At 62.9% G+C, this 24633-nt stretch carries 24 protein-coding genes; 6 read left to right on the top strand and 18 right to left on the bottom strand.

Annotation, left to right across the window (positions count from 1 at the left end; genetic code table 11):
• Window positions 1-8: 8 nt before the first annotated feature.
• The 8 genes from hslV to H281_RS0111380 all read right to left on the bottom strand — a co-directional run bounded on the left by hslV (window position 9) and on the right by H281_RS0111380 (window position 8101).
• The gene (hslV, locus tag H281_RS0111415; RefSeq protein WP_020067243.1) at window positions 9-545 is read right to left on the bottom strand and encodes an ATP-dependent protease subunit HslV; all 537 of its coding nucleotides are present in this window, start codon (window positions 543-545) and stop codon (window positions 9-11) included.
• A gap of 319 nt (window positions 546-864) precedes the next feature.
• On the bottom strand, window positions 865-1284 hold the full coding sequence (gene dksA / locus H281_RS0111410) for an RNA polymerase-binding protein DksA (protein ID WP_012431412.1): 420 nt from the start codon (window positions 1282-1284) through the stop codon (window positions 865-867).
• A gap of 594 nt (window positions 1285-1878) precedes the next feature.
• Window positions 1879-2976, bottom strand: a complete 1098-nt coding sequence (locus tag H281_RS0111405) for a CobW family GTP-binding protein (protein WP_020067242.1) — start codon at window positions 2974-2976, stop codon at window positions 1879-1881.
• Between the two features lie 179 nt (window positions 2977-3155).
• Complete coding sequence (locus H281_RS0111400; RefSeq protein WP_020067241.1) at window positions 3156-4358, bottom strand: class I SAM-dependent rRNA methyltransferase; 1203 nt, start codon at window positions 4356-4358, stop codon at window positions 3156-3158.
• 92 nt (window positions 4359-4450) lie between these two features.
• On the bottom strand, window positions 4451-5374 hold the full coding sequence (gene xerC / locus H281_RS0111395) for a tyrosine recombinase XerC (RefSeq protein WP_020067240.1): 924 nt from the start codon (window positions 5372-5374) through the stop codon (window positions 4451-4453).
• Between the two features lie 42 nt (window positions 5375-5416).
• The gene (locus tag H281_RS0111390) at window positions 5417-6154 is read right to left on the bottom strand and encodes a DUF484 family protein (protein WP_020067239.1); all 738 of its coding nucleotides are present in this window, start codon (window positions 6152-6154) and stop codon (window positions 5417-5419) included.
• A 94-nt stretch (window positions 6155-6248) separates the two neighbouring features.
• Window positions 6249-7112, bottom strand: coding sequence for a diaminopimelate epimerase (gene dapF / locus H281_RS0111385; RefSeq protein WP_020067238.1), 864 nt, complete (start codon window positions 7110-7112; stop codon window positions 6249-6251).
• A 104-nt stretch (window positions 7113-7216) separates the two neighbouring features.
• Complete coding sequence (locus H281_RS0111380) at window positions 7217-8101, bottom strand: lipid A biosynthesis lauroyl acyltransferase (RefSeq protein WP_020067237.1); 885 nt, start codon at window positions 8099-8101, stop codon at window positions 7217-7219.
• A 273-nt stretch (window positions 8102-8374) separates the two neighbouring features.
• Between H281_RS0111380 and metK the strand changes: the two genes are divergently transcribed.
• Window positions 8375-9565, top strand: a complete 1191-nt coding sequence (metK, locus tag H281_RS0111375; RefSeq protein ID WP_020067236.1) for a methionine adenosyltransferase — start codon at window positions 8375-8377, stop codon at window positions 9563-9565.
• A gap of 202 nt (window positions 9566-9767) precedes the next feature.
• Here metK and H281_RS0111370 read toward each other — a convergent pair whose 3' ends face one another.
• Window positions 9768-10139 carry a hypothetical protein gene (locus H281_RS0111370; RefSeq protein WP_027804499.1) on the bottom strand — a complete coding sequence of 124 codons (372 nt, stop codon included), beginning with the start codon at window positions 10137-10139 and terminating at the stop codon, window positions 9768-9770.
• Window positions 10140-10619: 480 nt separating this feature from the next.
• Here H281_RS0111370 and H281_RS0111360 point away from each other — a divergent pair, with 480 nt between their 5' ends.
• On the top strand, window positions 10620-11381 hold the full coding sequence (locus H281_RS0111360) for a phytanoyl-CoA dioxygenase family protein (protein ID WP_020067233.1): 762 nt from the start codon (window positions 10620-10622) through the stop codon (window positions 11379-11381).
• Window positions 11382-11449: 68 nt separating this feature from the next.
• Here the strand turns inward: H281_RS0111360 and H281_RS0111355 are convergent, their stop codons facing one another.
• Complete coding sequence (locus tag H281_RS0111355) at window positions 11450-11656, bottom strand: DUF3185 family protein (RefSeq protein WP_020067232.1); 207 nt, start codon at window positions 11654-11656, stop codon at window positions 11450-11452.
• 211 nt (window positions 11657-11867) lie between these two features.
• Here H281_RS0111355 and mgrA point away from each other — a divergent pair, with 211 nt between their 5' ends.
• The gene (gene mgrA, locus H281_RS0111350; RefSeq protein ID WP_020067231.1) at window positions 11868-12911 is read left to right on the top strand and encodes an L-glyceraldehyde 3-phosphate reductase; all 1044 of its coding nucleotides are present in this window, start codon (window positions 11868-11870) and stop codon (window positions 12909-12911) included.
• A gap of 60 nt (window positions 12912-12971) precedes the next feature.
• On the opposite strand, the gene H281_RS0111345 is transcribed toward mgrA, so the two are convergent.
• Both H281_RS0111345 and H281_RS0111340 read right to left on the bottom strand, forming a co-directional pair.
• The gene (locus H281_RS0111345; protein ID WP_020067230.1) at window positions 12972-13157 is read right to left on the bottom strand and encodes a hypothetical protein; all 186 of its coding nucleotides are present in this window, start codon (window positions 13155-13157) and stop codon (window positions 12972-12974) included.
• Between the two features lie 308 nt (window positions 13158-13465).
• The gene (locus tag H281_RS0111340; RefSeq protein ID WP_033379543.1) at window positions 13466-14671 is read right to left on the bottom strand and encodes an MFS transporter; all 1206 of its coding nucleotides are present in this window, start codon (window positions 14669-14671) and stop codon (window positions 13466-13468) included.
• Window positions 14672-15116: 445 nt separating this feature from the next.
• Between H281_RS0111340 and H281_RS0111335 the strand changes: the two genes are divergently transcribed.
• The 3 genes from H281_RS0111335 (at window position 15117) to H281_RS0111320 (ending at window position 17443) form a co-directional block, all read left to right on the top strand.
• Window positions 15117-15329 carry a hypothetical protein gene (locus H281_RS0111335; RefSeq protein ID WP_006050502.1) on the top strand — a complete coding sequence of 71 codons (213 nt, stop codon included), beginning with the start codon at window positions 15117-15119 and terminating at the stop codon, window positions 15327-15329.
• Between the two features lie 98 nt (window positions 15330-15427).
• The gene (locus H281_RS0111330; RefSeq protein ID WP_020067228.1) at window positions 15428-16453 is read left to right on the top strand and encodes a serine/threonine protein kinase; all 1026 of its coding nucleotides are present in this window, start codon (window positions 15428-15430) and stop codon (window positions 16451-16453) included.
• Window positions 16454-16702: 249 nt separating this feature from the next.
• Window positions 16703-17443 carry a PepSY-associated TM helix domain-containing protein gene (locus H281_RS0111320; RefSeq protein WP_020067226.1) on the top strand — a complete coding sequence of 247 codons (741 nt, stop codon included), beginning with the start codon at window positions 16703-16705 and terminating at the stop codon, window positions 17441-17443.
• A gap of 53 nt (window positions 17444-17496) precedes the next feature.
• Here H281_RS0111320 and H281_RS0111315 read toward each other — a convergent pair whose 3' ends face one another.
• The 6 genes from H281_RS0111315 to H281_RS0111285 all read right to left on the bottom strand — a co-directional run bounded on the left by H281_RS0111315 (window position 17497) and on the right by H281_RS0111285 (window position 24627).
• Window positions 17497-18519, bottom strand: a complete 1023-nt coding sequence (locus tag H281_RS0111315) for an XdhC family protein (protein ID WP_020067225.1) — start codon at window positions 18517-18519, stop codon at window positions 17497-17499.
• On the bottom strand, window positions 18492-19100 hold the full coding sequence (locus H281_RS0111310; protein ID WP_020067224.1) for a CoxG family protein: 609 nt from the start codon (window positions 19098-19100) through the stop codon (window positions 18492-18494). The genes H281_RS0111315 and H281_RS0111310 overlap by 28 nt, the downstream gene beginning before the upstream one ends.
• Window positions 19091-20353: a vWA domain-containing protein gene (locus H281_RS0111305; protein WP_051120945.1), complete on the bottom strand. Its 1263-nt coding sequence runs from the start codon at window positions 20351-20353 to the stop codon at window positions 19091-19093. The genes H281_RS0111310 and H281_RS0111305 overlap by 10 nt, the downstream gene beginning before the upstream one ends.
• Before the next feature lie 5 nt (window positions 20354-20358).
• Window positions 20359-21246, bottom strand: coding sequence for an AAA family ATPase (locus H281_RS0111300; RefSeq protein WP_020067222.1), 888 nt, complete (start codon window positions 21244-21246; stop codon window positions 20359-20361).
• Window positions 21247-21419: 173 nt separating this feature from the next.
• Window positions 21420-22217: an FAD binding domain-containing protein gene (locus H281_RS0111290; protein ID WP_020067220.1), complete on the bottom strand. Its 798-nt coding sequence runs from the start codon at window positions 22215-22217 to the stop codon at window positions 21420-21422.
• A gap of 22 nt (window positions 22218-22239) precedes the next feature.
• Window positions 22240-24627, bottom strand: a complete 2388-nt coding sequence (locus tag H281_RS0111285) for a xanthine dehydrogenase family protein molybdopterin-binding subunit (protein WP_020067219.1) — start codon at window positions 24625-24627, stop codon at window positions 22240-22242.
• Window positions 24628-24633 lie beyond the last annotated feature (6 nt).

Here is a 24633-nt window from a genome sequence, read left to right as displayed (position 1 = left end):
GTGGGTCCTTACTCGATCGTCTCGATGACGCGGTTATGGTTCGTGTAGATGCACATGTCGCCGGCTATCTCCAGCGACTTTTCCACGATCTCGCGAGGCGACAACTCGGTGTTGTCGGCGAGGGCTTTGGCGGCGGCTTGCGCATATGCGCCGCCCGAACCGATCGCGCAGATGCCGCCTTCGGGGTCCAGCACGTCGCCGTTACCGGTGATGACGAGCGTGGTGGTCGCGTCCGCCGTAATCAGCATGGCTTCGAGACGACGCAACATGCGGTCCGTGCGCCAGTCTTTTGCAAGCTCCACTGCGGCTCGCGTAAGGTTGCCCTGATGCTTTTCGAGCTTCGCTTCGAAGCGGTCAAGCAGCGAAAATGCGTCGGCCGTGCCGCCTGCGAAGCCGACCAGCACCTTGCCGTTATAAATGCGCCGGACCTTCTTCGCACCGCCCTTCATGACGATGTTGCCAAGCGTCACCTGGCCGTCGCCGCCGAGCGCGACCTTGTCGCCGCGGCGCACGGAGACGATCGTCGTGCCGTGAAATTGCTCCATATGCGTTCCTCTTTGCAAAGCGGGTAGGACGCGGCGGCGGGATGCGCCACCGCATGAATCCTGGAAGCGGACGGCGCGCGACGCCTGTAGTGCTGGCGGTCGGCGCGCTCGTACAGCGCATGTCCGGTTTATTTTAGGGCTTGCGCTGTCATATCAAGAGCCGGCAAACGGCATAAGACAAAAAACGTGACTTCGCAGGATGACTTGCCCGCGTGATGTGCGAGATTCGCGCGCAAAAGAAAAAAGGCGCACGGATCACCGTGCGCCTCTCGACGAAGCAGCGTTTGTTGGCGCGGCGCCGAAGCCGCGCCGCCGGCGTTCAGTCGCCGAACAGCTTCTGGCGCAGTTCGCGGCGCTCCTGCGCCTCGAGCGACAGCGTAGCCGTGGGTCGCGCGAGCAGACGCGGAATGCCGATCGGCTCACCGGTTTCTTCGCACCAGCCGTAGTCGCCAGAGTCGATGCGCGCGATCGACTGCTGCACCTTCTTCAGCAGCTTGCGCTCGCGGTCGCGCGTGCGCAGTTCGAGAGCGTGCTCTTCCTCGATCGTTGCGCGGTCGGCCGGGTCCGGCACGATCACGGTCTCGCGCAAGTTCTCGGTCGTCTGGCCGGCATTGCGGAGAATGTCCGCCTGCAGCTGTTCGAGCTTGTTCTTGAAGAAAGCGAGCTGATCCTCATTCATGTAATCCTTGTCGCTCATCTTCAGGATTTCGGCTTCGGTCAAGAGTCGTTTCGTCGTCATCTGGCTTACTTCTTCAATGTGAGGCAAAACTCTGCATAGTGCCCGCACTTTCGTATTGCCCGCAAGGCGCCTGGGACGCGGAGCGCAGGGCGGACACGGACGATGGGCTGTCGTGACGCCGGAGCGTCTCTCGCCCAACTCGGGCGTCGTAACGCCAATGCGGGGCCGAACTCCTCTGGAAACCGATTCTCAAATGCTCCTGAGGTATTGCTCCCGGGCACCAACCTTGTCAGGCGGCGGCGGGCACTGTCGGCGTGTTCCCCGGATTAGATTTTCCGGCGCCGCTTCAGGCCCGGCGCGCACTGTTCACTGACCGCGCACTGACCGGGCAAATCGTTCTCATTCTCCAGTGGGCACGTATTGTAACTGAATCACAATCCGGCACCGCAACTGGTGGAAATCCCTCTGCGGCGCACCGGTATCCCGAAAATATAACGCGCGAACGGTCAAAAAGCGATGGTCGTGCACGCATTAATACAGCAGGGTTTTCACGCGCTTTTCACACGTGTGCGCCAGCGCACATTTCACGGCGGCAATTGCGCCGCCGCCTCATGCTTTTTCTGCTGACTATTGCCTGAATGCCGACAACGTCGTTCAGGCGAGACAGGCGTCCAAACCGTCTGTAATCAGGTCTTGCGGCAATTCGATACCGATAAACACCATCTTGTTGGTCTTCTTCTCGACCGGCTGCCATTTCGCCGCGAGATCGCTGCCCATCATCTGATGCACGCCCTGGAAGACGACTTTGCGATCCACGCCCTTCATGTACAGCACGCCCTTGTAGCGCAGCAGCCGTTCGCCGTAAATCTGCAGAATGCCGCCGAGGAAGTCTTCCAGCTTGTTCGGATCGAACGGACGGTCGTTGCGGTACACGAACGACTTGATTTTGTCGTCGTGATGCGCGTGATGATGGTGCGCGTGATCATGGCCTTCGTGATCGCAATGGCCATGGTCGTGATCGCAGTTCGCATGATCGTCGCCATGAGCGTGCGTATGGCCGTGCTCGTCGTGCGCGTGCGCATGGCTATGCGCGTGTTCGTCTTCAACGAGGAAGTCCGGATCGATCTCGAGCTTCGAATTCAGGTTGAAACCGCGCAGGTCGAAGATCTCCTTGATGTCCGCTTCGCCGAAATTGACGACCTTGATCGCGGCCTTCGGATTCATGTGCAGCAGACGGTGGCGCAGATCGGCCAGGTGCTGCTCGTCGACGAGATCGGCCTTGGTGATGAACAGGCGGTCGGCGAAACCGACCTGGCGTTGCACGACTTCATGCTCGTCCAGCTGATGGTTCGCGTGCTTGGCGTCGACCAGCGTAATGATCGCGTCGAGCAGGAATTCGCTGGCGATCTGATCGTCCATAAAAAAAGTCTGCGCAACGGGGCCCGGATTTGCGAGGCCGGTCGTTTCGATGACCACGCGGTCGAAATCCAGCTTGCCCGACTGCTTTTGCGCGGCCAGGTCGCTGAGCACCCGAGACAGGTCGCCGCGGATCGTACAGCAGATGCAGCCGTTGCTCATCTGGATGATCTGCTCGCTCGTGTCCTGCACGAGAATTTCGTTGTCGATGTTTTCTTCGCCGAACTCGTTCTCGATCACGGCGATCTTCATGCCGTGCTTTTCATTCAGGATGCGCTTGAGCAGGGTGGTTTTGCCGCTGCCGAGAAAGCCGGTCAGGATAGTGACTGGGATCATGTTGTTCGCCTATATGGTCGTGAAACGATGCGTATGCATAAGCGGGCGCGGCAGCCTCGCGGCGCGCGGCCCGTCTAGCCGATTATTGAAACATATCTGTCAAGCCGGCGCTGGCAGGCGGGATTGAAAGCCCTCGCCGCGCACGCCCCAGCGCGAAATAACCCTGAATCTATAGGCGATCAGGCGATTTGCAACAGCAGGCCTTTCAGGTATTCACCTTCCGGGAATGCTGTGAGCAACGGATGATCCACCCCGGCGCCGAGGCGCTTGAGGATGCGCGCGTCGACGCGTGCATCGGCGGCGGCGCTCGACACGATCTTCTGAAACAACTCGGAATCGATCGCGCCGGAGCACGAGTAGGTGAACAGCAGGCCGCCCGGGCGCAGCAGTTTGAGGCCGGTCAGGTTGATGTCCTTGTAAGCGCGCGACGCGCGGTCCACGTGTTCACGCGAAGGCGCGAATTTCGGCGGATCGAGCACGATCAGGTCGAAGCGCTCGCCTTCGTCGTAGAGGCGGCGCAGCGTTTTGAACGCGTCGGCGTCGAGCCAGGTCGCGCGTTCGGCGTCGAAACCGTTTGCCGCCACGTTCTGCTGGGCTAGCGCCAACGCTTCGCCGGACGAATCGATCGAGACCACGCGCTTCGCGCCGCCTTTCAGCGCCGCCAGCGAAAAACCGCCGGTGTAGCAAAAGCAGTTCAAGACGTCGCGGTCCTGCGCGAGCTGCTGCACGAGCAGGCGGTTGTCGCGCTGATCGACGTAAAAGCCGGTTTTATGGCCATTGCGGACGTCGACGTGATAGCGCACGCCGTTCTCGCTCGCGATCAGCGCCTCCGAGGGCGGTTCGCCCGCCAGCACGCCGGTCGTCTGTTCGAGCCCTTCCTTCTGACGAATCGACACGTCCGAACGCTCGTAGACGTTTGGACAGCCGGTCGCGTCGACCAGCGCCGCAACGATCGCCTCCTTCCACGCCTCCACGCCCGCCGCCATGAACTGGCACACGAGCTGGCTGCGCTGGCCTTCGTCTTCGGCGACGTAGTGATCGACGATCAGTCCCGGCAGGCCGTCCGCTTCGCCGAAAATGAGCCGCACTGCGCCGGTGTCGTGAACCATCGTTCGGCGGTGCGCCAGCGCACGCTGCACGCGGCGCTTGAAAAACGCGTGATCGATCGGCTCGCTTTCGTCGAAGCTCCACACGCGGGCGCGGATCTGCGAGTGCGGGCTGTACGCGGCGCGCGCGAGAAACCGGCCGTCGTGCGCGCGCACCAGCACGGTCGCGCCGGGCGCGGGATTGCCGTCGATCCGGTCGATCGCGTTCGCGTAGACCCACGGATGGCGGCGCAGCAGCGATTTATCTTTCGACGGTTTGAGCGTAACGATATTCATCAGGATGTCAGCGAGAGCAAAGGGCCGCGCGGCATGCTGCGCACGCGCGACAGATAAAGCGAAGGCGGAGACCGAAAAGCCGCAAAGCGGCGTCAGTCGCGTTTTTTGGCGCGCGGATGCGCCTGATCGTAGACGTGCGCGAGATGCTGGAAGTCGAGCCCGGTGTAGACCTGCGTCGCCGTGATGCTCGCGTGCCCGAGCAATTCCTGCACGGCGCGCAGGTCGCCGCTCGACTGCAGCACGTGCGTGGCAAACGAATGCCGCAGCACGTGCGGATGCACATTGGCGGGAATGCCGGCCACGAGGGCCGCGCGCTTTACGCGCTCGCGCACCACATTCGGTGACAGCCGGTTGCCGCGCGCCGACAGAAAAAGCGGATGCGGGTCGTGCTTGACCATCTGGTCGCGCACTGCCAGCCACGCGTTGAGCGCGTCGAGCGCCTTGCTGCCGACTGGCACGATGCGGCGCCGGTTGCCCTTGCCGAGCACTTCGACTTCGGCGGAATCGAGCTTGAGCCAGCCGGCCGAGCGATAACCGTCGGCGTCGGCGAAACGGGCGTCCAGACCGACAAGTTCGGCGAGACGCAGCCCCGACGAGTAGAACAATTCAAGCATGGCGTGATCGCGCAAACCTTCTGCCGATGCGGCGGGCGGGCTTTCCATCAGGCGGGTGGCGTCGTCGACGGACAGTGCCTTCGGCAGCGTCTTGGCCTGCTTCGGCGCGCGCACGGTGGCGACTGGATTGGCAGGCAGATCGACGCGGCCGGCGAGCCAGCGATAAAACGCGCGCCATGCGGACAGGCGGTGACTGATCGAGCGCGCCGTCAGTCCGCCGGCATGCGCGCGTGAAACGGCGCCGCGAATGTCGACGGCGGTAAGGCTTTCCAGAGGCCGGCCCTTGGCCAGCAGCCGGAGTTCTTCGAGTTCGTGCGTGTAGCCGCGCAAGGTATGCGCCGACAGCCGCCGCTCATGTTCGAGATTCGACAGATAGGCGGCGATGGGATCGGCTTCGGTCACGTTGGCTTTTTAACCGGCGGTTGACGCGTGGCGCTCGCTGAATCAGCGCGGCAGCAAACGGCTCAGCGCCGCGCTCGCGAGCCCGCCGATCTGCGTGAGGAAGTCGGTCGCCATGCCTTCGTGGAACCGTCGCGCATCCGCCGAGCCCATTACCAGCAGGCCGAAAGCCGACGCTTCTTCCTTTCCCTCCGGATCGCGCAGCGCGAGAAGTGCAATCGACTCCGTCGCATGCGCGGACTCGGGCGCGGCACCGCCCGACGTGTTTTCGTCGGCCGCGGCCTGTGCGCCCGGTGCACCGTGCGCGGGCACCAGCCATTGCGCCGCTTCGAAACCCGTGTTCGCGCCGCAATAGGGCGCGGTCAGGCTGTTCGCAAAAATGCGCACTTCCTCGCCAACGTGGCGCGCGAAGTCCGCCTGAGCGTACGGCTCGGCGACGTCCCAAACGCGCAGCGCGGCCTGCGGCACGTCGAAGATGTCGCGCAAGCCGTTGGCGATCGTGCGCGGCAGCGCGTACGAGTCGCGCTCGGACATGACGCGGATCGTCCAGCGGTTGAAGCGCGAGGCGATGCTGTCGTTTTCGTGGCCGTAGCGCAGCAGTTCGGCAAGCCGGCGTTCGAGATGTTTGTTCTTGTCGCGCAACATTTCCATTTGCCGCTCCTGCAGCGACACCGCGGCTTTGCCGTGCGGGTTCGCGAGGCGAATGGTCGCGAGGATTTCCGCGTGTTCGGCGAAGAATTCGGGGTTGGCGAGCAGGTATTCGGCGACTTCGCGATCGTTCATGGTTTCGGCTGTAGGACTACGGGACGACGCCTTCATGCGACGCGTCGGTCAAAAGAGTTTGTGCACCAGTCGTGCGCGATGGAACTGGAGGCGTTCAATCGGCCAGTTCGATCTCGCCCTGAAAAACGGTTGTGGCGGGGCCCGCCATCAGCAAAGGCTCGTTTTGCTGCTTGCTGTCCCATGAGATGGTGAGCTTGCCGCCATGCGTATGGACGAGCACCGGCGCGTCGAGCAGTCCGCGGCGAATGCCGGCTGCGACTGCCGCGCAGGCGCCCGTGCCGCATGCCAGCGTTTCACCGGCACCGCGCTCATACACGCGCAGTTTGATTTCGCTGCGACCGACGATCTGCATGAAGCCGGCGTTGACCCGCTGCGGAAAGCGCGCGTGCCGCTCGATCACCGGACCTTCGACGAGCACGGGGAACTGCTCCACGTCTTCTACTACTTGCACGGCGTGCGGATTGCCCATCGACACGACCGAGATCCAGCGCGTGGTGCCGTTGACGTCGAGCGGCCATAGCGTGTCCGCGCCTTCCCGGCGCCCTTCGAGACCTTTAGTAGCGAAAGGCACACGTTCCGGGTCGAACACCGGCGCGCCCATATCGACCAGCACTTCGCCGTTTTCCTGCATGGTTAGCGTGATCGTGCCGTTCTGCACCTGCACGCGCACGCTGCGCTGATCGGTGAGACCGCTGTCGCGGACGAACTTCACGAAGCAACGGGCGCCGTTGCCGCAATGTTCGACTTCGCCGCCGTCGCAATTGAAGATGCGATATCTGAAATCGACGCCTTCTACCGTTGGCTTTTCGACCAGCAGAAGCTGGTCGGCGCCCACGCCAAAATGCCGGTCCGCAAGCGCGCGCACCTGCGCCGGCGTCAGGTTGACCGGTTGGGTGTAGCCGTCGAGCACGACGAAGTCGTTGCCCGCGCCGTGCATTTTGGTGAATTTCAGTTTCATCACGCTATTGTAAGTGACGCGCCCAGAAGTGAGCCAAACGGGTGAGCCAGGTCGGTGAGCCGAACGGCGCGCTGCTTCCAGCTTCACCAGCCTTCCAGCTGGCGTCAATACACGCTCGGCACGCCGGGCGGCCGCGTCTTGAAACGCTTGTGGACCCAGTAGTACTGCTCGGGCATCAACGGAATCTGTTCTTCGAGGAAAGCGTTCATGCGTCGCGCATCCGCTTCATCGTCGCCGGTCGGATAGTTGTCCCACGGCTTGAACACCTTCAGGCGATATCCCTTGTAGTTAGGCAGCACTTCGCCGATGAACGGCACCACTTGCGCATGACCGACTTTCGAAAGACGCCCGACGGCGGTCAGCGTGCAGGTCGGCACGCCGAAAAACGGCACGAACGTTGAATTGCGCGCGCCGTAGTCCATGTCGGCGCCGAGCATGACCGGCTTGCGTTCGCGCAACCAGCGCAGCACGATGCGCGCGCTGTCGGCGCGGCTTGCCATGTCCGCGCCGAAACGCGCGCGGGCCGCCTTGGCGACTTCTTCCAGTTCCGGATTCGACATCGGCTGATAAAGTGAGCCGCAACGGCGCTTGAGCGAGTAATTGAGAAAGATCGAGCCTGCCTCGATGCCGACGAAGTGAAAGCCGAGAAAAAGCGTGGGCGGCAGATTCGGGTCGGTCAAATCGATCGCGCTGTCGAGCTGAATGAGCTTTTCGAGTTTCCTGGCGGAGCCGAACCACTGCACGCTGCGTTCGAGGTAACTGCGGATCGCGTGACGGAAATGCTTCTGCGCGACTTCTTCACGCCGCTCGTCGCTCCATTGGGGGAAGCACAGGTTCAGGTTGATATGGACGATGCGCTTGCGCCGGCTGGGAATCTGATACAGCAGCCAGCCGAGTCCGTCGCCGAGACGGGCGATGAGCCCATACGGCAGCAGCGCGAAAAGTTTGAGCAGGCCGATCGCGAGCCGGGCTCCGAGGCGGCTCAGCATGTGGCCTCCGTGGAGGCGCTTTGCGGGACGGGGTTCAGGAAAGCGGAGAGGTGGACGTAATACCGCACTCGTGGGCACTCTGTGACAATCAATGGAAGTCGCTATAATAAGGGCTTCGCCGAGTTAATAGACAACTTGCGGGGCGAAGCCGGGCGGTGCGATCCACGTGATATGCGCCTGCCGGTAAGGTAATCCGCTAAAGCGTCGCCGCTTCAGACTCCCGAAGCTGGCTACGTGAAACTCAACCGTAACCACAAAACAGGAGTCTGCAACGTGGCAAACGACTATTTCTTCACCTCCGAATCCGTTTCCGAAGGCCATCCCGACAAAGTCGCGGACCAGATTTCCGACGCGATTCTCGACGCCATCCTGACGCAGGACAAGTACTCGCGCGTTGCCGCGGAAACGCTGTGCAACACGGGTCTCGTGGTGCTCGCGGGCGAAATCACCACGACCGCCAACGTCGACTACATCCAGATCGCGCGCAACACGATCAAACGCATCGGCTACGACAACACCGACTACGGTATCGACTACCGCGGTTGCGCGGTGCTCGTCGCGTACGACAAGCAGTCGCCGGACATCGCGCAGGGCGTGGACCGTGCGCACGACAACAACCTCGATCAGGGCGCGGGCGACCAGGGCCTGATGTTCGGTTACGCGTGCGAAGAAACGCCTGAATTGATGCCGTTGCCGATCCACCTGTCGCATCGTCTGGTCGAGCGCCAGGCGAATCTGCGCCGTGACGGCCGTCTACCCTGGCTGCGTCCCGACGCCAAGTCGCAAGTCACCGTGCGCTATGTCGACGGCAAGCCGCACTCCATCGACACCGTGGTGCTGTCCACGCAGCATTCGCCGGACATCGACCTCGATACGCTGCGCGAAGCCGTGATCGAAGAAGTCATCAAGCCGACGCTGCCGGCTGAGCTCATCAAGGGCGACATCAAGTTCCTCGTGAACCCGACCGGCCGTTTCGTGATCGGCGGTCCGCAAGGTGACTGCGGTTTGACGGGGCGCAAGATCATCGTCGACACGTACGGCGGCGCGGCGCCCCACGGCGGCGGCGCGTTCTCGGGCAAGGATCCGTCGAAGGTCGACCGTTCGGCTGCTTATGCGGGCCGTTATGTCGCGAAGAACATCGTGGCCGCCGGCCTCGCATCGCGCTGCCTGATTCAGGTGTCGTACGCCATTGGCGTCGCGCAGCCGACTTCGGTCATGGTCAACACGTTCGGCACGGGCCGCGTTTCGGATTCGACGATCACGCGCCTCGTGCAGGAGCATTTCGATCTGCGTCCGAAGGGCATCATCCAGATGCTCGACCTGCTGCGCCCGATCTACGAGAAGAGCGCGGCTTATGGTCACTTCGGCCGCGAAGAGCCGGAATTCACGTGGGAAGCCACCGACAAGGCTCTGGCACTCGCGGAAGCTGCCGGTACCGAACCGGTCGCTGCGCTGGCGGATTAACGCTAGCTGCACGCATTTCGCGTAAAAAAACCCCGCCGGCTTGCGCCGCGCGGGGTTTTTTATTGGCCGTCGATTGTTCGGCGGTTCGGCGCGGACAAAGGGCGATGCGTCGGCATCGCGCGTGGGCTTGAGCGCTGGTGTGCTCTAAACCGTCCGCAGCCGCCTCATTGCGGGCTATCGACGCGTGCTGTTCAGCGGCGCTTTAGCGGCTCGCAAACGCGAACGCAAACCAGCCCGTGCTGCCGTTCGTCGACATCCGGCGGGGCCGGCGGCTCGCGTTTTGCGCGGGCACGGCGACGGGCGCGCGCTGAGTAGCGCTCAGACGCAGCGGTGTCGGTTTGCGCAGGAGAGTGCGCAGTGAGAAGCGGCGCGAACCGCCGCGTGTGCGCAGCGCCGAGAAGAAGGTATTGAACCAGGTGCGAATGCCGTCGACCGCTCGGGCATCGCGCCATTGTTCGCCTAAAGCGCGCGTGCGCGTGGCGTGGTGACGCAGAGCGCGCACTACGTGGCGGCGCGCGGGGCGGGCCGCTTTGAGTGCGGCTCGGGTAAAACGGGTGCTCAGAAGAGTATGCATGGCTTCACAGGTAGGCAACGTGTCGCGCGGTCAGATGTGCGCCAATAGCAGCACCAAGCATGCCAATGGCGGCATCGCGATCGACTGCGCGGCAGCCCGGGATTCGATGGAAAACTGCGCGACGGACAGCCGGGCGGGCCTTGATGGCCGGTGCAGCGCGCAAACAGGCGGGAATAGCGATCAACATGCGAGCAGGCTACACGTGATTCGTGACGTCTGAAAGTCGGTTTTTACCCTGCGGATACGGGTTTTCACGAGGGTGCATGAAGCTTTGAGACGGACATTGCTCCCACCCTTCGCGGACGATTAGCGTGCGCGGCTGCCCGGGAAATGTGCGGCGCCATCGCGAGCCGCATGCAAACAGTGCGCAAATGGCCGGGTTGCATCAAGTTCATCGCAGCGTGCGACGTCAAACACCGGGCGATATGATCGCGCCCGTTTTACAATCGAACATCGGTTTGTCGACGGTCACGGAACACCATGTCATTTCATTCGAAGAAAGAGCAGATTCAAGCATTGCGGGAGCAGGGCTTCGTCGTCGTGCCGGGCCTCGTGCCGGTCGAGCGATGCGAGGAGATGAAGCGGGTCGCGCAATGTCAGTTGAACGAAGCCGCGGCGCCGGTCGAGTTCGAAGCGGATTTGCAGTACCCTGGAGCGCCGTCTTCCCGGCATGCGCCCGGCGGCAAGACCGTGCGGCGATTGCTCGACGCGTATGCCCGCGATCGCAGTTTCGCCGAATGGGCGACTGCGCCGGAAATTCGCGGCTGGATGGAACTGTATTTCGGTGAGGAGCCGCGCCTGTCGCGCGCGCATCACAATTGCATGATGACGAAGCATCCGGCGTACGGCAGTTTGACCGGCTGGCATCGCGATGTGCGCTACTGGTCGTTCGAGCGCGACGACCTGGTTTCGGTATGGCTCGCGCTGGGCAATGAGAACGTCGACAACGGCGCGCTATGGTTCGTGCCTAGATCGCACACCGCTGCATTCACGGGTGAACGCTTCGACGACGCGAAGTTCTTCCGCTCCGATCTCGAGGAAAACCAGGCGTGGATTCGCACCGCCGTATCGCCGGAACTGAAAGCCGGGGACGTGGTGTTCTTTCACTGCAATACGCTGCATTCGGCGGGCAAGAACATCAGCGATCAGGTGAAGTTCTCGCTCGTGTACACGTACCACGGCGCGAGCAATGTTCCGTTGCCGGGAACCCGGTCAGCGGCGAAGCCTGAAATCGCGTTCTGACTTTTCGGCGCTTTTCAGCGCCGTTTTGTTGCCTTCTTGTCGGCACCCAGGCCTGCGCCGCTTCGCGCCTAGCGCTTGCGGCCGGACAGGGCGATGCCCGTTATTCCCGCGAGCGTCGCCACCACGCCGCCTACGATCAGCATGATCGCCTTGTTCGACGGTGAGCCTGTAAAGACGCGGGACACGTCGCTGCTGACCGAATTCAACGCCTGCCCGCCGAAATACAGCAACAGAATGCCACCGACAATCAACGCGATTGAAATCGCCTTCGTCATTTAATGCTCCATAAGCTCGAACGACGAAAGTGTAGGGGACGTGCAAGCAGTCGTCCATCCTGCATATTGGGCGTCTGCACGCATCCCGTCGATTGGCTACCATAGCGGTCTGACCGCACATAAAACAAACCCACAGCAGCACGCCTCCCGCAGCATGCGATTGCCCATGCCCGCAGATTCCCGGGCGACATCACCATCAAGGACACCAGCAATGGCTTACGAAGCAGCTTCAGAACGCTATTCGGACATGCAATACCGCGTGTGCGGCAAATCAGGTCTCAAACTTCCCGCACTGTCGCTCGGCTTGTGGCACAACTTCGGCGATACGACGCCGCTCTCGACTCAACGCGAAATTCTGCGTGCCGCGTTTGACGTGGGCATCACGCACTTCGATCTCGCGAACAACTACGGGCCGCCGTATGGCAGCGCCGAAACGAATTTCGGCCGCCACTTCAAGGACGACTTCAAACCGTATCGCGACGAGCTGCTGATTTCGTCGAAGGCCGGTTGGGACATGTGGCCCGGTCCGTACGGTCAAGGCGGCGGTTCGCGCAAATATGTGCTCGCGAGTCTCGACCAAAGTCTGAAGCGCATGGGTCTCGACTACGTCGACATTTTCTATTCGCATCGCTTCGACGCGCACACGCCGCTCGAGGAAACCGCTGGCGCACTGGCGAGCGCCGTGCAGCAGGGCAAGGCGCTCTACATCGGCATTTCGTCGTACTCGGCGAGCAAGACGCTCGAAATGGCGAAGCTGCTCGCCGAATACAAAGTGCCGTTGCTGATTCATCAGCCCGCGTACAACATGCTCAATCGCTGGATCGAACAGGATCTGCTCGACACCCTCGAACAGGTCGGCGCGGGCACCATTGCGTTCACTCCGCTCGCACAGGGCCTGCTCACCGGCAAGTATCTGAATGGCGTGCCGCAAGACGCGCGCGTCAACAAGCCGGGCGGCGGTTCACTGAAAGAGGAGCATTTGAGCGCGCAGAACATCGAGCATGTACGCAAGCTGAACGATATCGCTCAGCGTCGCGGACAAAGCCTCGCGCAAATGGCGCTTGCGTGGGCGTTGCGCGATCCGCGCGTGACTTCGGTGCTGATCGGCGCGAGCCGCGCGGAACAGGTGCGCGAGAACGTCGGCGCGCTGAAGAACCTCGCGTTCTCGAAAGAGGAACTCGCGGAGATCGACCGCTACGCGACGGAGGGCGGCGTCAACTTGTGGGAAAAGCCGTCGACGGATCAGGCGGTCTGATTCCAGCGGCGCTGCCGCATGCAACTGAAAATCGAAAGCCGCCGATCAGGCGGCTTTTTGCTATACGAGCGCGGGCAAGCCTTCGACCAGCACGACTGCGAACATTACGCCGAGCAGGGCGCCCAGCACGCGCAGCGCGTTGTGCCGCAATTCCGTCTTGCAAGGAAGCGCGCCTACGAACAATGCCCCGGCGAGCGCCATCGGAATGACCAGAATGAAATCGCCGATCGTGAAATAGGTCGTCATACTCGTCTCCTTTTGTATTGGCGGCGTAATGAGCGGGTCTCGTTCAGAGTCGCACGCTGCAACGCTCGATTTGAGTATAGGTGACGGCGGAGGCGGCGTAGGCGCGTCCGTTACTTCCAGAAGGTTTATTCGCAATCCGTAGAAGCCAGTCGCCGCAAGGCTTCCCGCGGTTGCCGCGACGCAGCAAACTCAGCCAGAAAGTGTGAAGCGTTTGCTTACGCGCTGCTTACTTTTTATGGATTTCCAATGCAGTGTGAATCACTGGGCGAACTGTGCGATGCAGACAGTCGCACATTCGCCCGTCACGCTCAGGCCTGGTCGAGCCGGCGTAACCTCAGCGTCGCCAGCACGCCGATCACGAGCAGTGCGAAGACCAGTCCAGCAACGCCGTTCCACCCGTAACCGGCCCACATGTGCCCGCCGTACGAGCCGACCAGGCTCGAGCCGATGTAGTACGCGAGCAGATACAGCGCGGCCGCCTGGCCTTTCGCCTCTTTGGCGAGTCGCCCGACCCAGCCGCTCGCGACGGCGTGTCCGGCGAAGAAGCCGAATGTCACGCACGCGATGCCGCCGACAATCGCCGAAAGCGGACTCAACATGGTGAGTGCGAGTCCCAGGGCCATCAACAGCAGGCTTGCCGTCAGCACACGAGCGCGGCCGAATGTGTCGGCCATGCGCCCCGACCACGGTGAGGCGATCACGCCCGTCAGATACACCACGAAGATCGCGCCGATCTCGGTTTGACTCAACCGGTACGGCGGCGCGAGCAACCGGTAGCCGATGTAGTTGTACAGCGTGACGAAGCTGCCCATCAGCATGAAGCCAAGCAGGAACAACAAGGGCAGACCCGGCCGCCTGAATTGCCTGACGAGTGCGCTGCGATGATGCGTGAAGCCCAGCCCGCGCCGCGGCACGAAATGGCGCGACGGCGGTAGCAGCGAACGAAACGCGAGCATCGACAGAATGCCGAGCACGCCAATCGTGCCGATTGCAACGCGCCATGAAAACAGATCGGCGACGATGCCCGTAATCACGCGCCCCGCCATGCCGCCTATTGCGGTGCCGCCGACGTAGAGACCCATTGCAAGACCGAGGCCGTCGGGGTGCACTTCTTCCGCGAGATAAGCCATCGCGACGGCCGGCACACCGCCGAGCGCGAGACCTTCGAGCGCGCGCAGCACGAGCAACTGGTGCCATTGCGGGGCGATGGACACTCCGATGGTCAGGAGCGCGGAGACGGTGAGCGACATCGTCATCAGCTTGTGACGGCTCCAGCCTTCGGAGACGAAGCCGGCCATAAAGATGGCGACTGCTAGCGCTGCCGTACTCAACGAGACCGTGAGACTGCTTTGCGCGGGTGTCACGTTGAATGCCGCTGAAAACGACGGCAGCAGCGGCTGCACGCAATAGAGCAACGAGAACGTGGCGTAGCCCGCGAACAGCAATGCGATGCTGGCGCGCCAGTAAGCGCGGGTGCCGCGTTCGAGATAGGGCGTGTCGGAGGTGTTGGGCACGGCAGAGAGCAAAGAGCAGAAGGCGGAACGAAGCAGATGAACAACCGGCAGCGATGTATCAGGCGCGGCGCGATGGCGACCGTCACGCGCGAGACGACGCTCGTGCAAAACAGTTAAGGATACGCTGAAAATGGCGCCTGCGTGCGCCGCAACGCACGCGTCGCGCAGACGCCGCACGTTTTTGATATCTCTGCCCACGAGGGTTTATGATGGTCTCGTCGCGATGCCGCGCGTCTCGACGAATCAAGCGAAACGACGGGTGAAGCGCCCTCAGTTCCCGCTTTCCAAGGCCCCGCAAAACGGGAACAATGACTCGAAGCTCTCACGCGTATTCACGCGCAGCTGTTTGGGTGCGTACGCAACGTTACCGGCGAAGCGGCGCTTTTATCATCACCTTGACCGGCGCGAACTTATAAAGCCGGCTATGGGAGAACGGGGAAACATCATGCAAATCGGTTCCATTGTCCGATCAGTGCATATCGCCGTGCCGCAGGGCGCGCGCGGAATCGTCATGCGCATTCTCGGCGACATGGCCATGGTGGCGTGGTATGCCGGCGAGCCCGGCGCTTCGCCGCAGCTGAACACTGAACCCTTTTTCCTCGAAGACCTTATCGACACCGGCGAACTCGTGCGTCCGTCAAGCGCGCAGATGCATTGAAGCGATTACCGTTTGGCGTGTCTGTCGCGTGACGGCAGACGCGTGCCCCATGTTCACTCGCACTCGTCTTTGACGGCGGCGCGGCGCACAATGCGGGCATGAACGACATTCTCGATACACAGGACGGCGCAGACCGCGCCGTGCCTTTCGCCCGGCTCCAGCCGGAAATCGTGCTCGACGCGCTCGACAGCGTGCTCGCCACAGTCGGCGTACGTACCGACGGCCGTATGTTGCCGCTCAACAGCTACGAGAACCGCGTGTATCAGGTGGGCGTCGAAGACGGCCCGCCCGTCGTTGCGAAGTTCTATCGTCCTGAGCGCTGGAGCGACGCCGCCATTCTCGAAGAACACGCGTTCGTTGCCGAACTGGCCGCGCGGGAGATTCCCGCTGTGCCGGCGCGTGCGTACGAGGGCCGCACGCTGCATACCTTCGATGGTTTCCGTTTCTCGATCTTCGAGCGCCGCGGCGGACGCGCGCCCGATCTCGACCGGCGAGATACGCTTGAATGGCTTGGGCGTTTCATCGGCCGCATTCACGCGGTTGGGCAGACGCACGACTACACTGAGCGTCCCACGCTCGACAGTCAGACGTTCGGCTATGAACCGCGCGATTTCCTGCTCGCGCACCGCTTCATACCCGACGACGTGCGCGCTGCCTGGGAAACTGTCGTCAATCTGGCGCTGGAAGGCGTGGAGCGTGCATTCGAGCGGGCCGGCGAGATCCGCATGCTCCGCATGCACGGCGACTGTCATCCGAGCAACGTGTTGTGGACCGACGCGGGCCCGCATTTCGTCGACTTCGACGACAGCCGCATGGGTCCGGCCGTGCAGGACCTGTGGCTGCTGCTGCCCGGCGAGCGCGCGGAGGCATCGCGCGCGCTGACGGATCTCCTCTCCGGTTACGAAGACTTCTGCGACTTCGAGCCGCGCGAACTGCATCTGGTCGAAGCGCTGCGCACGTTACGGCTGATTCATTACCAGGCGTGGCTCGCACGCCGTTGGGACGATCCGGCGTTTCCGGCAGCGTTTCCGTGGTTCAACACGCAACGTTATTGGGAAGATCGCATCCTCGAAATGCGCGAGCAACTCGGCGCGATGCAGGAAGGGCCTTTGTGGCCGGTGTGAGCTTTTTGCCGCGATTGAGCAAAAGCGCCAGTTGTGTAATGATAGCCATTCTCAATTGAAGGGCATCGCCAGCTTCCTGTCACATTTCTCCTCCTCTGTGACTGCCAGCCAGCCTCTCAACAGGACGGCTCTGGACCGCAAGCCGGAGCTGTCCGCTCTCTCCTTCAGAAATTCCGTCGCCGCCCGTCTCTGAGCGCGCTCCTGTCTGCGCGCGGTCGGCGGCTTAACCTGCCGTGCCTGGAGCATGATGTGAACGCGCCTGATTCGATCGATATGAAACCTGCTGCCAATGGCGCTTCGCGATATGTCGCCCATGAACAGCGGCCCGGCCATCATCTGATGGACGACGCAGAGCAGGCGGCACGGCGTCAGCGTTCGCGGCGCGCGAACTTCATTAAGTGGCTGCGCAAAGTGCATGGCTGGGTTGGCTTGTGGGGCGCGGTGCTCGGACTCCTGTTCGGCGCAACCGGCTTCCTGCTGAACCATCGCGCGGGGCCGATGAAGGTGTCGACCGGGCAACCGCAGGTCGAAGAGTTGCAAATGGCCGTGCCCGAAAAGCCGTTTCATTCGCCGATGGACATGGCGAAGTGGCTCAAGGGCGAACTGAAGATCGACGGTAAGCCTGGCAGGATGAAGCGCGAGCCGGCGCATCCCGTGGCTTGGGGCGATCGCAGCACGATTCAGCCCGAGTTCTGGCAGATTGCGTTCGCCGCGCCCACGCAGAACGTTCAAGCCGAGTACTGGGTCGGCAACGGCTTCGTCGCGGTCAAACGCACGCAGAATTCCTTCCTCGCGACGATGACCAATCTGCACAAGGGCGTGGGCTTGAGCATCGGATGGATGCTGCTGGTCGATACGATCGCCGGCTCGCTGATCCTGCTTTCGCTGACCGGCGTGCTGTTGTGGACCGAACTGAACAAGCGCCGTGTGGTGGGCGTGGTGCTGATCGGCGGATCGGTGATTGCCGCCGTGGTTTGCGGAATGATGTAAGCCGCCGGGCGTTGCGCCAGCCATGTGGCTGAACGCCCGGGGTGTTCAGACGACTACGCGCTACAGGCTTCCCCGCCGGACGCCGCAATCTCGCGCGCTGCCTTCGCACCCTCGACCTGCAGCAGCGTCGGCAACGAAACGCCGTTTTTCGCCGCCGTCACTTCGGCGAGAATCGACACTGCGATTTCAGGCGGCGTGCGGCTGCCGATGTAAATGCCGACGGGCCCATGCAATCGCGCCAGTTCCGTGTCGCTCAGGTCGAACTCTTTGAGCCGCTCGCGACGCGCCTGATTATTGCGCCTCGAACCCAGCGCGCCGACGTAGAACGCCGGCGTCTTGAGCGCTTCCATCAGTGCGAGATCGTCGAGCTTCGGGTCGTGTGTGAGCGCAATGACCGCGCAGCGCTCATCGAGCTTCATGTCGAGCACGGTGTCGTCCGGCATGGTCCGTACGATCTTCGTGCCGGGGATGTTCCACTCTTCGGTGTATTCCTCGCGCGGGTCGCAGACCGTCACCTGATAGTCGAGACCCACGGCAATATTGCACAGATAGCGCGACAACTGTCCCGCGCCGATTACGAGCATGCGGTAACGCGGACCGTGAATCGTCAATAGACGCTCGCCGTCGAAAAGCACGCCGTCTGTTGCGAGCGCTTTGCCGAGCCGCGCCTCACCCGAATTCATGTTCAGTTCGCGCGCTACGAGGCGGCCTTCTTCCACGGCATTGCAGAGTTCGGCGATACCGCTTTGCGGCGTCAACGGTTCGAGCACCAATTGGATCGTGCCGCCACAAGGCAGTCCGAAGCGATGCGCCTCTTCTGCCGAGATGCCGTATTTCACGGCCTCGGGATGCGCCTGCTCGATGCCACGCTGCCGCACGCGATCGATCAGGTCGTCTTCGATGCAGCCGCCCGACACCGAGCCGACTACGAGTCCGTCGTCGCGCACCGCGAGCATCGCGCCCTCGGGGCGTGGCGACGAGCCCCACGTTTTCACCACCGTCACCAGTAGCGCGCGATGTCCCTCTTCCAGCCAACGTGCACTGGATTTCAGGACTTCGAGATCCACGCTGTCCATGATTTCTTCCTCTTCGTTGCATCGCCGCCGGACTCGCCGTCCGCGGCCTCGGTCGATGCCGTATTGTGCCCCTCCGCGTCGGCGGCTGCAGCGCCGCCGGCATCTTCAGGGTTTTCATCGCTGACGGCACCGGCGCCTTCGCCATCGAATCGCGCGCCGAAGCGCTTGAAAAACTCGCCGGCGATCTTGCGCGCCGCGCCATCGACGAGCCGCGAGCCGATCTGCGCGAGCTTCCCGCCGACCTGCGCGTTCGCGGTATAGCTGAGCTTCGTCGCTGCTTCGCCGTCGGATTCGAGCGTGACTCGCGCGTTGCCTTTCGCGAAGCCAGCCGCGCCGCCCTGGCCTTCGAACACGATGTTGTACGCGTTGGGCGCGTCGATATCGGTCAGTTGCATGCGGCCTTTGAAGCGCGCCTTGACCGGGCCGACCGCGGCGCTCAACGCCACCAGGTACGCATTCTCGCCGTCCGGGTCGATGCTTTCGCAGCCCGGAATGCAGGCGCGCAAAACCTCGGTGTCGTTCAGCGCATCCCACGTACGCTGCTGCGAAACCGGCAGCGTATGAGTTTCGGTCAGTTCCATGGACTTGCTCCTGCGGTTGACGTGGCAGCAACTTCCCGACGCGGCGCGCGCGTGAGTTGCGCGAGGTCGCGGCCGAATGCGGCCAGGCTGTCTAGATTATGAACCGGACGATGCGCGTCGACGTAGGGCAGAATCGCCTGCACGCCGCGCGCCTTCGGAGAAAAGCCGCTGAAACGCAGCAGCGGATTAAGCCATACGATACGGTGCGCGAAGCGGCGCAGACGGGCCATTTCCAGCTGGAGGACGTCGATCGCTTCGTGATCGAGGCCGTCGGTCACGAGCAGCACCGTTGCGCGACCGGTCAGCACGCGCCGCGCCCAGCGCCGGTTGAATTCAGCGAGCGCCGCGCCGATTCTCGTGCCGCCCGACCAGTCGACGACCTGTTCGGTGAGCGCGGCAATCGCCACATCCGGATCGCGCTCGCGCAATGCGCGGGTCGCGTTGGTAAGGCGTGTGCCGAACAGAAAAACCTGCAGGCGTTCACGCGACTGCACGAGCGCGTGGCAGAAATACAGCACCGCGCGCGAATAACTGCTCATCGAACCGGATATGTCGAGCATCAGAACCAGCGGCGGCTTGCGCTCGACCACCGCGCGATATTTCCAGACGGTCCAGTCGCCGCCCGCGCGCACCGCCTGCCGCGCGCTCGCGCGCAGGTCCGCATGCGTGCCATGCGACGCGGCCTTGAGGCGGCGTGTCGGCTCCTTCGCAAGCGGCAGACGCTGAGCGCGGATCAGATGGCGCAGTGTGCGCCATTCATCGGCGGAGAGGGTGTCGAAATCGCGATGACGCAGCCGCTCTTCCGCGCTGAAGGTGACGTGCGCGCGCAATTCCTGCCGCTCGGTTTCCTGCGGGCTGTGCGTCTGCGGCGAGGGCGGCGCGCGGACCGCCAGCGCGTCGGCGAGACGGTTGTTGCGTCTTGGCGGCGGAAGGCCGTCGCGGACTTTCGGCAGAAGCAGTGCACGCAGCTTCCCTTCCCAATCCGGATCTCGCCAGAACAGATCGAACGCGGCGTTGAAAAGCTCGCGCTCGTCGGGCGCGGAGACGAGCGATGCGGCTAGCGCTGCGCGCACGTCGTCACGGCGACTCAAGTCGATCCAGTGCAGCGCGGCGAGCGCATCGACGGCGTGTGCGGGCGACATCGGCAGGCCCGCGCCGCGCAGCACGCGCACGAAATGCACCACGTTGCGAGCGAGCGTTGGCGTCCCGGCAGGAAGCGGCGCTGGTTCGTCTGCGGAGGGTCGCGTCGTCATGCCCGCTACCCCGGCGCGGCGAGGCATTGCGCGATCTGATCCGCGTCGACACGCGCCAGATCGTCCTGATACTTGAGCAGTACGCCGAGCGTGTTCTGCACCGATTGTGGATCGAGTTCCGTGACCGACAGTGCTTCGAGCGCGCGGCACCAGTCGATTGTTTCGGCGATACCCGGCGCCTTGAACAGGTCCATGCCGCGCAGACGGTGCACGAAATCGACCGCGCGCCGCTGCAACTCCGCCGATGTCTTCGGCGCACGCGCCGCGACAATTTCAAGCTCGCGATCGCGCTCCGGATAGCCGATCCACTGATAGAGACAACGGCGCTTCAACGCGTCGTGCACTTCGCGCGTGCGGTTCGACGTCATCACGACGAGCGGCGGTTGCGTTGCGCGCACGGTGCCGTACTCGGGAATCGACACCTGGAAGTCGGAGAGCAGTTCGAGCAGGAACGCTTCGAACGGTTCATCTGCGCGGTCGATTTCGTCGATCAGCAGCACGCGCCGCGCGCCCGGATGATTTTCGTCGGGCATCAGCGCTTGCAACAACGGACGCTTGAGCAGGAATTCGCCGCGATACAGGGTGTCGTTATCGGGCCGTCGACCGGCGGCTTCCGCAAGACGCAACGCCATGATCTGCCGCGGATAGTCCCATTCGTATAGCGCGCTGGCCGTGTCGAGCCCTTCATAACATTGCAGCCGCAGCATCGACGTATCGAGCATGCCGGCGGCGGCCTTCGCAAGTTCCGTCTTGCCGACGCCCGGCTCGCCTTCGACGAACAACGGCCGGTCCATACGCAGCGCGAGATACAACGCAGTCGCAAGCTCGCGGCTCGCGAAGTAGTTCTGAGCGGCGAGTTGCGCGAGGGTGTCGTCGATTGAAACGGGGTGCATGGCGTTCCTGAATCTGCGCGCTGTCTGCTCGTCAAATGCAGCGTCAATGAAACGTGAAGCGCGTTCGTTGCGCGATATAGCATGCGCTGGCGAATGCGAGCGACTGACGTGTGCGAGCGACTGACGTGCGCGAGCTACACGCTCGACACGTCAGCAGCCAATAGCAAGCAAGACTAAGCGTTTGCCTTCGCTACCGCTCGCGCCGCCAGAACGGGGATCAGATGCGCGCGATACTCGGCGCTCGCGTGCATGTCGTCGTTCAGATTCGCCGACGGCACACTGACCGCTCGCGCCGACTCCGGCGTGAAGTTCGCCGACAACGCGCTTTCCAGTTCGGGCACACGAAAGACCGACGCCGCCGCGCCCGTCACCGCAACACGCACGCCGCTTGCGAACTTCGCGACGAACACGCCGACGAGCGCGAAATGCGACGCCGGATTGCGGAATTTCTCGTAGGCGGCGCGCTCGGGAACCGGAAATTCGACGGAGACGATCAACTCGTCCGGTTCCAGTGCCGTCTCGTACATGCCGACGAAAAAGTCGTTCGATGCAATGCGCCGACGCTGCGTGACGATGGTTGCGTCCAATCCCATTGCAGCAGCCGGATAGCACGCGGCGGGATCGTTGTTGGCAAGCGAGCCGCCCAGCGTGCCGAGCGCGCGCACCTGGCGGTCCCCGATATGCGCGGCGAGATCCGCGAGCGCCGGCGACACACGCCGCAATTCGGCGTGATCGGCGACGTCCGCATGGCAGACGGCCGCGCCGATCGTGACCAGATTTGCGTCGACGTCGATCGACTTGAGCGCGGGAATGCGCGTCACGTCGATCAGTCGCGATGGCTGCGCGAGACGCAGCCGCATGGTGGGCAACAGGCTCTGACCGCCGGCGAGGAACTTGGCGTCGCTGTCGGCAGAAATGGCTGCGGCGGCCGCTTGCGGATCCGTCGCGCGTTGATACTCGAATGAATACATGTCGAATGCTCCGCTCAGGGTCTCAATGGGCTGCCTGCTTGACGGCGTGAATCGCCGACCATACGCGATGTGGCGTTGCCGGCATTTGCAGATCGGTCACGCCCAAGGGCGCGAGCGCGTCGATGATCGCGTTGATCACCGCCGGCGGCGAACCGATCGCGCCCGCTTCGCCACAGCCTTTGACGCCGAGCGGATTGTGTGTGCACGGCGTGCCCTTCGCGGTTTCCACGGTGAAGTCGGGAAGGTCCGACGCATGCGGCATTGCATAGTCCATATACGAGCCCGACAGCAGTTGACCGCTCTCGTTGTCGTACACGCAGCGTTCGAGCATGGCTTGCCCGATGCCTTGACCGAGTCCGCCATGAACCTGGCCTTCCACGATCATCGGATTGATCACGTTGCCGAAATCGTCCACCGCGGTGAACCGCTGGATCCGGCACACGCCGGTATCCGGATCGACTTCCACTTCGCAGATGTACGCGCCGGATGGATACGTGAAATTGCTCGGATCGTAGAACGCGCTTTCTTCCAAGCCGGGTTCGAGCACGTCGAGCGGATAGTTGTGCGGCACGTAAGCAGCGAGCGAAATTTCGGCGAAGGCCTTGGTGCGATCCGTGCCCGCGACCCGGAACACGCCGTCTTTGAACTCTATGTCTTCCGTCGCGGCTTCGAGCAGATGCGCGGCGATTTTCTTCGCCTTGGTTTCGATCTTGTCGAGCGCCTTCATGATCGCCGAGCCGCCCACCGCGATCGAGCGTGAGCCATACGTGCCCATGCCGAACGGAATGCGGCCGGTGTCGCCGTGCACGATCTCGACGCTTTCGAGCGGAAGACCGAGCCGGTCCGCGACCACTTGCGCGAAGGTCGTTTCGTGACCTTGGCCGTGACTATGCGAGCCGGTGAATACGGTGACCGAACCGGTCGGATGCACGCGAATCTGCCCGACTTCGAAGAGGCCCGCGCGAGCGCCCAACGCGCCGGCAATATTCGACGGTGCGAGTCCGCATGCTTCGATGTAGCACGAGTAACCCAGGCCACGCCGCTTGCCGTTCCGTTCGGATTCCTGCCGGCGCGCTTCGAAGCCTTTCACATCGGCGAGTTCGAGCGAGCGCGCGAGGATCGTCTCGTAGTCGCCGGTGTCGTAGGTGAGGCCGACCGGCGTCGCATAAGGAAATTCGCGGATGAAATTGCGGCGGCGAATTTCCGCCGGGTCGAGCTTCATCTCGCGCGCGGCAGTCTCGACCAGACGCTCTACCACATAGGTCGCTTCCGGACGGCCCGCGCCGCGATACGCATCGACGGGAACGGTGTTGGTGAAAACGGCTTTCACTTCCGCGTAGATCGCGGGCGTCGCGTACTGGCCTGCGAGCAGCGTCGCGTAGAGGATGGTCGGCACGCTCGAAGCGAACGTGGACAGATACGCGCCCATGTTCGCGATGGTGTGAATGCGCATGGCGAGGAACTTGCCGTCGGCATCCATTGCCAACTCGGCTTTTGTCACATGGTCGCGGCCATGCGCATCCGACAGGAAAGCTTCGGAGCGCTCGGCGGTCCATTTCACGGGGCGGCGAATTTTCTTCGACGCCCATGTCAGCGCGACGTCTTCCGCATAGAGGAAAATTTTCGAACCGAAGCCGCCGCCGACGTCCGGCGCGATCACGCGCAATTTCGACTCGGGCAACGACAACACGAAAGCGGCCATGAGTAGACGCTCGACGTGCGGATTCTGATTGGCGACGTAAAGCGTGTAGCTGTCGTCCTGCGACGAATAGCTGGCATTCACGGCGCGCGGCTCGATCGCGTTCGGCACGAGGCGGTTGTTCACGATGTCGAGCGTCGTGACGTGCGCGGCCTTGGCGAAGGCGGCGTCGGTCGCGGCTTTGTCGCCGTGGCCCCAGTTGTAGCAGACGTTGTCCGGCACTTCGTCGTGAACGGCCGGCTGGCCTGCATCGGCTGCATGCGCGGTATCGACCACAGCGGGCAGAACGTCGTAGTCGACTTCGATCAGTTCGGCGGCATCTTTCGCGGCCTTGATCGAATCGGCGATCACGAGTGCGACCTGATCGCCGACGTGCCGCACTTTCGTATGCGCGATGATCGGATGCGGCGGCTCGTTCATCGGCTTGCCGTCGGTGCTGTGGATCAACCAGCCGCACGGCAGGCCGCCGACGTTTTCCGCAGCCATGTCCGCGCCGGTAAAGATCGCGACCACACCCGGCGACTGTTTCGCCGCGGTCGTGTCGATGCTGTTGATCTTCGCGTGCGCGTGCGGCGAGCGCAGGAACACTGCGTAGGTTTGCTGCGGTAGCAGGATGTCGTCGGTGTACTGGCCGTTGCCGGTCAGAAACCGGTAGTCTTCCTTACGTTCGACGGAAGCGCCGATCAGGCTGTGAGTTTCGGGTGCGTTCATCGTCGG

This window comes from Paraburkholderia caledonica (assembly GCF_000383275.1).
Lineage (GTDB): Bacteria > Pseudomonadota > Gammaproteobacteria > Burkholderiales > Burkholderiaceae > Paraburkholderia > Paraburkholderia caledonica.
This window is presented reverse-complemented; position numbering and strand designations above follow the sequence as displayed.